This is a genomic window from Companilactobacillus sp. HBUAS59699, from assembly GCF_036913575.1.
GTDB lineage: Bacteria > Bacillota > Bacilli > Lactobacillales > Lactobacillaceae > Companilactobacillus.
On record NZ_JAYKTV010000002.1, the window covers coordinates 357134 to 370052 of the forward strand.

The following is a 12919-nucleotide window of genomic DNA, read 5'->3' on the forward strand; positions in this document are numbered from 1 at the left end:
AAGAACTAATCCTATATTTTCTTAAAATGATAAATCTTACTCTGAAAATCACCATTAAAATCAGGAATATAAATCCCCAAGTTCATCAGCTCATCCCCATAGTAAGTCTTACCTGTGTCAACATCTTGATACTGATATTCTGGATTCAAGCCTTTCAAAAAAATCTCATGAAAGACCGGCTGACCAGACGAAAGTATGCGACCGACAAACATTAAGACATCGGTCTTCTCAGTATTTACAAACATCCACGAAGCAATGTTCGATTCAAACGGGCTCTTCAACCGAATATAATCACCGTACTGAACTAACTGACGAACTTTTTTGTATTGAGAAACTTGTCGTTTGATTTCAGATTTCTCATCCGCGGTTAACTTGGTCAGATCCAACTCATAGCCCAGCACTCCACTCATAGCTACGTCGCCACGGGTCTTCAGCGGTGTCACTCTGCCAGTCTGCTGATTCGGTACTGCCGAAACATGAGCTGTCATACTGGAAATTGGATAAGCTAAGCTAGTTCCATACTGAATCTTCATCCGTTCTACGGCATCGGTATTATCGCTAGTCCAAGATTGCGGCATGTAATACAATAATCCAGCATCGAATCTACCGCCACCGCCGGAACAGCCTTCCCACAAAATATTCTTGTACTTAGTGGTGAGATGATCCATCAACTCATAAACTCCGAGAATATAACGATGAGAGGCCTCGCCTTGATTGTGCTTGTTCAAAGCCAATGAATAAACATCAGACATATTGCGGTTCATATCCCACTTAACGTAATCAATATCAACTGAATCTAATAACTTAGTCATCTGTTTTTCAACATTCTGACGCACTTCTTGGCGTCCCATATCAAGAACAAACTGATCACGCGATGGCGAAGGTTCACGATTAGGCTCTTGCATCAAATAGTCGGGATGTTCACGATAAAGTTTTGAATCAACAGAAATCATCTCCGGCTCAAACCACAAGCCGAATTTCATCCCTTTTTGATGAACATAATCTGACATTCCTTTGAGTCCCTTAAGTAACTTATGCTTATACTCAAACCAATCACCCAAGGAAGAATTATCAGTATTACGATGTCCAAACCAGCCGTCATCTAGAACAAACATCTCAATACCTAAGTTAGCTGCCTCATCAACGATCTTCTCGATCTTTTCGTCGGTAAAATCAAAAAAAGTAGCTTCCCAATTATTTATGACGATCGGACGTTGCTTCAATTTATATCCACCACGAGCGACACGTTCTCGCAACAAATGATGATACGTATTACTCATATCGTTAAAACCATTATCCGAATAAACCATGATCACTTCTGGCGTCTGAAATGTTTCCCCAGGATCCAGATTCCAACTGAAATTATACGGATTGATTCCTACTAAAACTCGCAGCTGATCTATCTGATCCTTCTCTAATTCAAAATCATGGTTTCCGGAATATACAAAGTTCAAGCCAATTGCTGGTCCCGCAAACTCACTGGTATCATGATTTGCCAAAGCAATGAAGCTATTCATCTGGTGACTAGATTCACCACGGCGGCTCTGAAAACTTCTGATTCCGGAGTTGATGTCTTCACGGTTGATTTGACGTTCATGCATGTGAGCACCCGGCAACGAAACTACTTGATCATACACGCCGTTGTTAGTCAGATCCAATTGCATTGACGCAATCTTTTCTAGGGCAATCGCTTGATCAGTCTTGTTATTGACCTTGACTGAACGAGTAATCACGGCACGATCATGATAGATCGTATAATACATATCTATGTATATTTCTTGAAATCTATCTTTCAAAGTAACGATCAAAGTTGATGCTTCATCGTCTGCTTCAACGTACGATTGTGGTAAACCCTTCAAGTTAGGCTTTCCGGGTTCGATCTTATAATCAAAGTATCTTAAATCGTGAATGTTCGAGCCATTCTCACGCCGAATGATCGATGCTGGTATGCGATAATCCATCGAGCCGTGGCTAGAATATTCTTGTGGCAACGTATCCTTGGAATAACCGCGTTCAGGATTTCCTGGCACATTTCCTGAAAAACCACGGTAACGTCTAGGATAGGACTTATTACCACTGTAATGTTTAATAGCCTTACCAAAATACAAGTGATTCAAGACATTATTGTCCTCAATCTTAAGCAGATAAGATATTTTTTTATTGTGCAAATGAAATACTTTGTTTTCCCGATCAAATGATATATAAGAATCTTCCAAGTTTAATCAAACCTCCTATCAAATTCTCTCATCAATTCCTTTATAGTTTTCATAAGATTGATGGTCAAGTAAAAGCACAAAAAAACTCCTTATCTTGAATAGATAAGGAGTCAGTGAGTTATTATTTTTCGTCGTAAATACGCATCTTGCTCTTAATAATGCTTTCGCATAGATCAGCGTATGAAATACCAGCAGCCTTTGCTTCACGTGGCATAAGTGACAATGGTGTCATACCTGGCAAAGTATTAGCTTCCATAACGTACAATTCACTATCACGTAATAAGAAGTCCACACGACCGTAGTTACTCATACCTAATGCTTCAAAAGTATCTTTGGTCATATCTTGCATGCGAGCGTGAGTTTCATCATCCAAGTCTGGAGGAGTGATGAAGTGAGTTACGTTGTTTTCAACAAACTTGTGTTGGAAATCATACCATCCAGTATCAACTGCAATTTCAACGGCTGGTAGTGCATGATCATCAACCATTGCAACTGAGAATTCTCGACCTTTGATGTATTCTTCGATCAATACTTCTTTGTCGAATCTCAATGCATCCGCAATGTTTTCTTTTAGTTCTGATTCATCATTAATAATATGTGTACCAACACTTGAACCACCATTTGATGGTTTAACTACCATTGGGAAACCGAAGGGAATGTCTTCCGCTGAGATATCACTTGTAGTAGTTGTTGTGTAGTCAGCAGTTTGAATATGGTTTTGGACAAAAACTTCTTTGGAGAATTTCTTATCCATTGCAATACCTGAAGCTAATGAGCCACTACCTGTATATCTAATATCAAAGACATCGAAGACAGCTTGCATCTTACCATTTTCACCATCTTCACCGTGAAGTCCCATGTAGACAATATCGGCATGTTGGCAAATCTTCAATACATTCTTTCCAAGTAATCCAACAGTATCGTCAGTACGTAAGGCGTTGATCTTTTCGTCTGTCAATACTTCATCACTGATGATCAAGTTAGTTTCATCTTCTGGTTCAGTAGTAAATAGATCATCGATCTTATCTTCAGCTACATCTACCCCAAGAAATGAATCGACATATGCGACTTCATAACCCTTACTTCTTAATGCGTTTGTGATCTTCACACCTGAAGATAAAGAAACGTTTCTTTCGGTACTTCTTCCACCTGAGAGGACAACGATTTTCATTGTTCGTTTCACCTATTCTTTCTTTTTTTGTAATTCCAAGCGAATTCCTAGAACCTATAGAATACCACAAACACCGTGAGTTTACTATTTTTAGGCTATCCATCTTGGCATTTTTTTCAAAATTCTCGAATTATTCATAATTGTTTGGTTTAATGTAGACAAGGAGGATTTGACTCGTGAAAAAGTTAAATATTGTTTTACTTAGTTTAGTATCTTTGATCACCTTGGGTATTTTTACTACTCAAAGTGTTAAGGCGGATAGTTTGAGTGACCAGCCAGTAATGACACTGGGAACATCGCTAACTAGCAGCCAAAAACAAGGTACAGTTGATGCCTTATCTTCACAGATCAATGGCAACAACAGCAACTATACGACCGTAACCGTAACTGGTGATACTTTGGTCAAGTACTTGAACCCTAGTGGTAGTTCATTTACTAGCAGTTCTGGAGTCTGGTCATCAGCCTTGATTCAAAAAACTTCATCTGGTTCAGGTATCAACGTTAAAATCGTTGATTACAATGGCAAGAATAACATCACGACCATCACTGCCGACCAATACCGAAACGCAGCTGTCACAGCCGGTATTAGTGACGCTAACATCTATGTAACGTCAGCTACACCGATCGATGGTTCTGGCGCTTTGGCAGGTATCTATGCTGCATACGCAAGTACTGGTAATTCTTTGAACCAAAGCCAAGTTAATGCCGCCCAAAATGAAATGGGTGTCTTAAGTGGTATCACTGATGCTAACAAAGGAACTGACGGATATTCCGACAAGCAATTGAACAATGCCGTTGCTGGAATGAAATCCGATATTGCTCAAAAGGGTGATAATATCACCGTCAACCAAATTACAACTATCGTTAATAACAACTTACAAAAGAACAATCTACAAAACATTATTACTGATAATCAAAAACAAAAAATCATTAATTTAATGGTAGAAATCAGAAATTCCGGTGCTTTGAACAATTCCAATTTTAAGGAACAAGCATCGAAATTAAGTAGCGATATCATGAGTAAAGCTAAAAATATCTTTAACAACTTAAATACTCAAGAGAATCGTAACTTCCTACAAAGGATCTGGGACAGTATTGTTTCCTTCTTCCAAGGTTTGTTTAACTAAGTGTTCTTTGCCGCTGAGGGTGGTCAACAATTCCATCTGCCCTGGGACCGGCTTAAGTCTTCGTCTTAAGCCTTGCTTGGAAGCCTGTAGTCTTCCAAGTCATCCAGTGTACTAAGCGATAAATCGCTAAGTACACTATCAGGGCGGATTCCATTATTGACCACCCTCAGCTAATTTGTATCATTACTCACTATTCAGTTAAGTAGTAATTAATTTAAAAAAGGACCGACACACAATGGATAACATTTTCCATTTATTGTGATGGTCCTTTTTTTGACACTTAATCAAACTAGCTTTCGGTCAGCAGTAATGGAATCAGTAGCGACAGTGGTGTTAATGGGGGTGAACTTTCCCCATTTACAGCACGGACGTCTTGGTTGATTTGCGATTTTGGCAAAGCAACCCAAGCGAGGTATGAGACCGCTTTGTGGCTCAGACCGGTCCCGCCTTTGTTGGAGTTACTGCTGACCGAAAGCGGAAAACAATAAACTAATTGCAACAATCATTGATTCAAGGCTATTACTTGATCTCCACTTTTGTAAACTTGACAGCCAAGGCACTAGGAACAATTTTACCAAAAATTCTATACGCTTTATAAAAGGCAAGCGGCGTATACACTGCTGCCCCCTTCTCGGCTTTTTTCATAGCTTTTACAGTTTCTTTTTGTAAATCCAAATATGGTAGGAATGAGAGTTTCCCATGTATCTCACTTCGTTTAAGCATTTCAGTATCCATATTTCCTGGTGATAATAACATAACATTTACGCCCCGTGATTTTTCCTCTTCATGCAACGCTCTTGCTAAAAACCTAGTATATGCCTTACTAGCACTATAAACTGCACTGCCGGGAAGTGGAATAAAGCCTCCTATAGACCCTGTTATTATTTCATAACTGCCTCTCTTCATATATGGCAGGCAAATTCGATTGAGCAATGTCATACCCATAACATTTAGATTGATCATAGCCTGAATATTCTGTGGTTTCATTTTATGAAATAAGCCTGTTCGATCAAAGCCTGCATTGTTGATTAAAATTTTAACCGTCGGTTTTAATGTCTCTAAACTATGACTTAAAGTGTCAAAACTTTCTGGTTCTGACAGATCTAATGAAAAAACTCTAATTTTTCTATTTGAAAACTTATCTGCTAATTCTTCCAGTCTCTCTAAACGTCGAGCAACTATCCATACTTCATCTAATGAAGTATATCGCTTAATTAATTGCTCAAAAAAAACTTTACCTAAACCAGAGGATGCCCCAGTTACAATAGCTATATTCATTGATCTATTCCTCCAAAATTATTTTTTACATTTTATCCATAGTCTCATTTAATAAAGCATCAACTCGATTATTACCGGCATTAGTTGCGTGACCTTTCGTCCATTCAAACGTCTTGTCAGCAATTGTTGGTAACAGCTTATCCAATTCACGCCACAATTCAACATTGACTGGCACTTGTCCGTCAGCCTTCTTAAATCCACGACGCTTCCACCCGTTGAGCCAGCCTTTAGTAATGGCGTTAAGAACGTATTGTGAATCCAAAACAAATATAATCTTCCTATTATTAAGCTTCAGATCATTCAACCGTTTGAAGCTCTCGATCAATGCCATGATCTCCATTCGATTATTCGTAGCTCCGAATTCACCATCAGTACCTTCAAAGGTTTCTGTGCCGGCATTGATATGATAAGCCCAAGCGGCACGATCATTGCTTCTGACATGACCGCCCTTTACATTTCCATGATTACGAGATCCGCCATCTGTATAGACTACAACGTCAAAATCCTTTAAATCACTAGTTTTATTTGTGGTCTTCTTTTTCGGTGCATAATTATCTTTATCTGTTAAAAATTTCTGTGCTTCTGCTTCAGTAGTGAAACTTTTATAACGTGCATTAGTGAATCCGTCGACCTGCGCCTTGCATTCAGCCCATGTACGATAGATGCCGGGCTTCTTTCCTCGTCGTACTGCATAATATTTTTGCAATGTCTTACCTCGATTAGTTATAATTTGTTACTTTTCATTATATAATAGGTTAGTGTTGGGGTGAATTTATGAAAAAAAAACAGTGGCCGATACTTTATATCCACGGCTTTCGTGGTGGGGATTATACGACTGAAAAAATGATTGAATCAGCACTAAAATTCAATCAAAAAACTGAGTATCTAAAAGCTATTATCAATTGGCGTGGAAAAATTACGTATGAAGGAAAATGGACTGATGATGCTCATCCGATTATTCAAGTTGTCTTTCAAAACAAATATGTCGGCAGTAACCAGATCTCTTATTGGCTATCCAAACTGCTCTTTAATCTGAGAACTAAGCACGAGTTCGACACTTATGATGCCGTTGGACATTCTCTAGGTGCTGTGGCTCTAGTCTTAGTCAATCTAAAAGAAAAACTACATCCCTACATGCCACGATTAAAAAAACTGGTTCTTATTGCTGGTCCATTCAATGGCATTCTTGGACTAGGTGATCTTCCTAATGTTAACCGCATTAAACCTGACGGTCGTCCCGCTTTTATGAGCCCGACTTATTTTCGGATCTTTATGGGACGCAACGGTATTTCCAATGACCTGAGGGTTTTGAATATTTACGGTAATGTGGAAGATTATTCAAATAGTGATAAATATATTTCTGTCACATCGGTGCAATCAATCTCATATATTCTCAAGCCACGAGTTAAAGAATACATTGATTATCCGGTCAACGGCTCTAAGGCAGAACACTCACTAATGCATGATGATTCCGAAATTTTGAAGCGCGTTAATAATTTCATTTATTCTAATCCATTAACATAATGGTTTATTTCATAGTTGATTTATGTTAACTTATCTTGTTAGGAACCGAACCGTTGAGGAGGGTACATCATCAAATCTTGGGAATTATTTAGAATAGATATACAACGAACACTTAAATCAAAACCGGCAACACTACTAATGATAGCTTTGATCATTTTGCCATGTCTGTATTGTTGGTTCAACGTGTGGGCATTGTGGGATCCATATTCAAACACCAGCGACCTAAAAGTAGCCGTCTATTCAGATGACCAATCTGTCAATCTCAAAGGTGAAAAAATTGAAATTGGTGAAGATTTAATTGCCAATCTAAAAAAGAATCGAAAACTAGGCTGGGTCTTCACTGACTCTAAAGAACAACTTGACAATGGTGTTAAATCCGGTAAATATTACGCCGGAATTTACATTCCTAAGAGCTTCTCTAAGGATATCATGAGTTTTGCTTCAGGAGAGATCAAGAAACCTACCCTAGTCTACTCAGTTAACCAGAAGATCAATGCCGTCGCGCCGAAGTTAACTGAATCGGGTGCGACGACTCTACAAAACACTATTTCTGACGAATTCATCGGTACGATCAGTAAGACTATCGCAACCGTGCTGAATAAGTCGGGTGTTGAAATCGAGAATAACTTGCCGATGTTACGGCGTCTATCAAGTTTGTTGATCACGACCGATGAAAATCGTGATGAACTGCAGAGTATTATGGACAAAGTCCAAACCGCTAATACACTGATTCCTGATTTGAACAAAAAACTAAACGAAGTCAACGATATGTACGGCTATATTCCCGAATTAAATGCGGACGCTCAAAAGATCGTCAATTTGAATAACTTCCTACCACTAGTTGACGAAGGCGGAACTGCCGTTAAACAACTTCAGACGAAAATCCCTGAAATCAAAAGTGCTGGATCACAGATCAATACAATCGATAATGACTTCAGTCAGATCTCAAACTTAATGGACAGCAGTATTACGCAAGTTGACAATGGTATCAAGGTTATCAATCAAGTAGAAAATGTCATGCCTGACGTTACTAAGCTAGGTAATGACGCTGAAACTGCCATCAATAACGCTAATACGAATTTGATACCAAAAATTCAAAATGCTCTACCAGTTATTAAGTCTACTATTGATACTGGTTTGTCGATGGTCTACAACTTAGCTAAACAAATCAGTACTTCTGCATCTAACATCAATACTTTGATCGACAAGATCAAGGCTGATCCAAAGAATACAGAATTAAAAGAACAACTAAAAACTGTTATCCAAAATATGGCTGACAACGCTACGCAACTAGCTACTGTCAGTCGTCAAGTTGCTTCAACTTTGACTGACCTCCAAAATCTTTACAACAAGCTAGCTGATCAATTCGGTCACGATCACACTACGATCTTTGATACACCGATCAAGCACTTAACTGACTTGGCGGCATTAAATGACACCTTAGCTGATCGTGCCAATGCCATCATTGACGACTTCGACAACCTCAGCACTGATCAACTGCAATCTAAGCTAACTGACCTATCTAACCAAGCAGACACGATTGCAGATAAAGTCAACGATGTTAAGAACTTGAAGATCATCGATTCAGTATCAAGCAGCATCTCTGATATCAAGACCTTGCTGACGGATGCAAGTAAGACTCTCAGTGAAGTCAATACTAACGTTATCCCTGCTATTCCGGGATTATTGAGTAACACTAAGGGAATTTTGCAAACTGCTCTAACATATCTACAGAAGTACCAAAAACAATTACCTGCTGTTGGTAATGAGATCCACGATGCCAATACTTTGTTAAACGGCAATATGGGCAACATTGTGACAGGTATCAATCTGGCGAACGATTTCTACAACAACGATTATCCGAACTTGAAGAACAAGCTGTCCAAGGCTACCTTCTTCGTTCAATATCAATTGCCAGAGATCGAGAATCAATTGTCAACTGCACTGAACTTAGTCAACTCCAAGACTCCAGAATTGGAACAATCATTGTCTGCCGCTAACGACTTTGCCGTTAACGACTGGCCACAATTGAAGAAGGATATTCACCACTCGGCTAAGCTACTAAAGGATGGCGAAAAGGAAGTGGACCTCTCAGCAATCATCAAGTTAATGAAGGCTGATGCCAATACTGAATCCGACTTCTTCTCAAATCCAGTTAAGTTGAAGCAGAATAATCTTTATGATGTTCCAAACTACGGTTCTGCCAGTGCCCCATTCTACTTGGCACTCTGTGTCTGGGTTGGTGCCTTGCTGCTATCAAGTGTCTTCACCGTTCACTTCAAGTTGAACGATCGACAAAAATACCGTTACAACTTCAAGCAACGCTTCAACGGCCGTTACTTGACCTTCGCTTCATTGAACATGTTCCAAGCCGTTGCGGCTGCATTAGGTAATATCTTCTTGATCCATACTTACGTTAAGGACAAAGTTGCTCTGATATTATTCATGATGCTAGTCAGTTTCTGTTTCATATCGATCCTGTATTCACTGGTCCAGATGTTTGGAACCGTTGGTAAGGGTATTGGTATTATCATCTTGGTTCTATCGATCTCCGGTGCTGGTGGTAACTTCCCAGTCGTCTTATCAGGTGGATTCTTCAGATTCATTAATCCATATCTACCGTTCACGTATGCTGTTAACCTGCTGCGTGAAGCGGTCGGTGGTATTTATTGGCCGAATGCTACTAAGGATATTATTATCCTGGCAGCCTTTGGTATTGTCTTCTACCTACTAGGACTGTTGACAACCGAGAAGCTCAAACCTTGGATCAACAAACTTCACAAGAGCGCTAAGAAGAGTATGATAATCGAATAATGACAAAATTAAAATCTTACAGACCATTCATAACTGAGAATTTCTTATGGGAATTCCCTTCACATTTTAAATTAAAAGAAGCTAGTGAGTTCTTGAACTTAAGCATTGCTCAAACAACGGACTTTATCAGTCACACTGCTAAGAGCATCATGCGTGATACTAGTATCTATTGGTTCATCCAAGATAAAGAGACTAAGAACATCGCTGCCTTTGTTTCAATCGAAAATATCGGCGATTCAATTGGAAATTTGACCGTCCAAGTTAATGATCTCAATGATATTGAGAAAAAAGAAATCGCTGAAAGACTGATCATGTTCGTTAAAGATCAGATCAAGCTCAATCGACTTCAATTTGTTACTTTGGACAGCGTTATTCAAGAAAACTTCACAAAGAATGGATATAATATAGGCAATAAAGAACTAAAGAGGAGTTAACAATAAATGTACGGATATTACGGATATGGATTTGACCCCACTTTCATCTTAATCATTATTGGTCTAGTTATAAGTTTGTGGGCGTCATGGTTCGTCAAGCACAACTTCAACAAATACGACCAATATGATAGTCGCCGTGGAACCACTGGAGCCGAAGCTGCTCGTTACATACTAGACCAAGCAAGACTTCAGAATATTCAAATCAATCGTATCAGTGGTAATTTGACTGATAACTACAATCCTGGTGACAAGACACTGAACTTATCTGAATCGACTTATGGATCAACTTCAGTAGCTGCCATCGGTGTTGCTGCCCATGAGTGTGGACACGCGATTCAAGACCAGAAGAGCTATGCACCTATGCGTTTGAGAGCCGCACTAGTTCCGGCTGTAAACCTTGGCTCACAAGCATCTATTCCTTTGATCTTCATCGGTATGATCTTTGGTATGAATCACACCCTGATCTCAATTGGTATTTGGTTATTCGCTCTAGTTGTCTTATTTCAAGTTGTCACTTTGCCAGTTGAATTCAACGCCTCAGGGCGAGCCATTAGGATCTTAAGTTCTGGTGACTTACTCGAAAGCGATGAAGTACCAATGGTTAAAAAAGTTCTAGGAGCTGCAGCTTTGACCTATGTCGCTGCCGCAATCTCAACGGCTTTACAACTATTACGTTTAATCTTGATCTTTGGAAACAATCGCGATTGATCATCGCAAATAGCCATTCGGAATTCCGAATGGCTATTTTTTTGTTTATCACTCTTGAAAATAGATTTTATCCAGAAATTGAGATAAACTCTTTTATATAAAATAGAGGGGAATTTATATATGATTGACGTTTGGATTATTTGGCTAATATTAATTATCTTATTACTTAATACAATCTCAGCACTGATAACTGTCTTCCACAGACCTAGAAACATCGTTACTACTTGGGCCTGGATCTTAGTTTTGACACTTTTACCGATCATCGGTTTTTTGATCTATGCCTTCTTCGGTCGTGGAATCGCTCAGGAAAAAATCTTCAGTATCAGTAATCAAAAGCACGTTGGCTTGGATCAGTTGAAGTTAATGGAACTTGCTGATGATGCTAAGCGAAAAGCCATCGAACGCCAAGACAAGAATAAAGATCCTAATAATCGTTCCGATCAGACTCACTATGCTGACCACATCATCAAATTCTTCAACGAGACAGAAGAAACTCCTCTTACTCGTCACAATGAAGTCGAACTATTCTTTGACGGTAAAGAAAAATTCAAAAAAATGTTTGAAGACGTGCGAAACGCCAAAGAAACAGTTCACGTTGAATACTATGCCTTCATCAAGAGTGATATTGGTGAACAATTTTTGGAATTATTAACTCAAAAGGCCAAAGAAGGACTGGAAGTTCGTCTCTTATATGATCCATGGGGATCAAACGGAACTCGTAAGAGTTGGTTCAAGGACTTCGAGGCTGCTGGTGGCGAGGTATTGCAATTCATCACTTCTAAGAACGTTATCGCTAAGACACGATTAAACTATCACTTGCATAGAAAAATCGTTGTGGTCGACGGATGTGTTGGCTGGACTGGTGGATTCAACGTCGGTGATCAGTACGTCAACGTAACTGACAAGTTTGGTTACTGGCGTGACACTCATGTCAGGATCAAGGGCGTGGCAACCTTACTTCTCCAAGAACGCTTCTTCCAAGACTGGAACGCTTCGATCGAACGCCGTGAAGAAGCACTATCCTTTGAAGAGAAATACTTCCCATCTGACCGCTTTGATATAGATGCTAACTTACCTATCCAGATCGTTACTGATGGACCTGACAGACGTGAAGAAGTCCTTAAGGACGGATTCATCGATATGATCGTCAGTGCTAAAAAGAGTGTTTGGATCCAATCACCTTACCTAGTACCCGATGACCCAATGTTCACCGCCCTAACGATCGCCGCCAGATCAGGTGTTGACGTTAGGATCATGATCCCTTGCATGCCCGATCATCCCTTCATCTATCGTGCAACTCAGTACTACGCCAACCTTTTGACTAGTTATGGTATTAAAATTTATAGTTACCAAAAAGGCTTTTTGCACGCTAAGGCTAGTGTTTTCGACGATAAAATCTGTACTGTCGGCTCAATGAATCAAGACTTCAGAAGTTACTCATTGAATTTTGAAGCTAACGCCTTTATTTATGATGCCAAGATTTCCCACAAGATCTCTCGTGCCTTTGAGAATGACATGAAAGATAGTCTGTTGATCACACCTGAGGTCATTAAGAGCCAAGGACACTGGTTACACTTTAAGCAACGCTTCTCTCGGTTGTTGTCACCGATATTGTAAGAATTGCTATTGATTAATCGAAAGAGAGCC

Annotated in this window: 10 protein-coding genes; 6 read left to right on the forward strand and 4 right to left on the reverse strand. The window is 39.4% G+C overall.

The window, feature by feature from the left end:
* Window positions 1-11 precede the first annotated feature (11 nt).
* Both U8519_RS05375 and U8519_RS05380 read right to left on the reverse strand, forming a co-directional pair.
* Window positions 12-2216: an alpha-galactosidase gene (locus tag U8519_RS05375; protein ID WP_334329282.1), complete on the reverse strand. Its 2205-nt coding sequence runs from the start codon at window positions 2214-2216 to the stop codon at window positions 12-14.
* Between the two features lie 121 nt (window positions 2217-2337).
* Complete coding sequence (locus U8519_RS05380) at window positions 2338-3387, reverse strand: D-alanine--D-alanine ligase (protein ID WP_334329283.1); 1050 nt, start codon at window positions 3385-3387, stop codon at window positions 2338-2340.
* 176 nt (window positions 3388-3563) lie between these two features.
* On the opposite strand from U8519_RS05380, the gene U8519_RS05385 reads away from it, so the two are divergent.
* Window positions 3564-4514, forward strand: a complete 951-nt coding sequence (locus U8519_RS05385) for a DUF1002 domain-containing protein (protein WP_442892123.1) — start codon at window positions 3564-3566, stop codon at window positions 4512-4514.
* Between the two features lie 519 nt (window positions 4515-5033).
* Here the strand turns inward: U8519_RS05385 and U8519_RS05390 are convergent.
* Both U8519_RS05390 and U8519_RS05395 read right to left on the reverse strand, forming a co-directional pair.
* Complete coding sequence (locus U8519_RS05390; RefSeq protein WP_334329284.1) at window positions 5034-5792, reverse strand: SDR family NAD(P)-dependent oxidoreductase; 759 nt, start codon at window positions 5790-5792, stop codon at window positions 5034-5036.
* 25 nt (window positions 5793-5817) lie between these two features.
* On the reverse strand, window positions 5818-6498 hold the full coding sequence (locus tag U8519_RS05395) for a ribonuclease H family protein (protein ID WP_334329285.1): 681 nt from the start codon (window positions 6496-6498) through the stop codon (window positions 5818-5820).
* Between the two features lie 68 nt (window positions 6499-6566).
* On the opposite strand from U8519_RS05395, the gene U8519_RS05400 reads away from it, so the two are divergent.
* From U8519_RS05400 to cls, 5 genes are all read left to right on the forward strand, one after another.
* Window positions 6567-7316: an alpha/beta hydrolase gene (locus U8519_RS05400; RefSeq protein WP_334329286.1), complete on the forward strand. Its 750-nt coding sequence runs from the start codon at window positions 6567-6569 to the stop codon at window positions 7314-7316.
* A gap of 99 nt (window positions 7317-7415) precedes the next feature.
* Window positions 7416-10130, forward strand: a complete 2715-nt coding sequence (locus tag U8519_RS05405) for a YhgE/Pip domain-containing protein (protein WP_334329510.1) — start codon at window positions 7416-7418, stop codon at window positions 10128-10130.
* Window positions 10130-10564: a hypothetical protein gene (locus U8519_RS05410; protein WP_334329287.1), complete on the forward strand. Its 435-nt coding sequence runs from the start codon at window positions 10130-10132 to the stop codon at window positions 10562-10564. Before U8519_RS05405 ends, U8519_RS05410 begins: the two co-directional genes overlap by 1 nt.
* Before the next feature lie 6 nt (window positions 10565-10570).
* Complete coding sequence (locus U8519_RS05415) at window positions 10571-11272, forward strand: zinc metallopeptidase (protein WP_334329288.1); 702 nt, start codon at window positions 10571-10573, stop codon at window positions 11270-11272.
* 120 nt (window positions 11273-11392) lie between these two features.
* The gene (gene cls / locus U8519_RS05420; protein ID WP_334329289.1) at window positions 11393-12889 is read left to right on the forward strand and encodes a cardiolipin synthase; all 1497 of its coding nucleotides are present in this window, start codon (window positions 11393-11395) and stop codon (window positions 12887-12889) included.
* Window positions 12890-12919 lie beyond the last annotated feature (30 nt).

Bases quoted from the DNA above. Each gene is read 5' to 3' on its own strand.
- U8519_RS05400 (WP_334329286.1), top strand. From the start codon at position 6,567: ATGAAAAAAAAACAGTGGCCGATACTTTATATCCACGGCTTTCGTGGT.
- U8519_RS05380 (WP_334329283.1), bottom strand. From the start codon at position 3,387: ATGAAAATCGTTGTCCTCTCAGGTGGAAGAAGTACCGAAAGAAACGTT.
- U8519_RS05390 (WP_334329284.1), bottom strand. From the start codon at position 5,792: ATGAATATAGCTATTGTAACTGGGGCATCCTCTGGTTTAGGTAAAGTT.
- cls (WP_334329289.1), top strand. From the start codon at position 11,393: ATGATTGACGTTTGGATTATTTGGCTAATATTAATTATCTTATTACTT.
- U8519_RS05415 (WP_334329288.1), top strand. From the start codon at position 10,571: ATGTACGGATATTACGGATATGGATTTGACCCCACTTTCATCTTAATC.
- U8519_RS05410 (WP_334329287.1), top strand. From the start codon at position 10,130: ATGACAAAATTAAAATCTTACAGACCATTCATAACTGAGAATTTCTTA.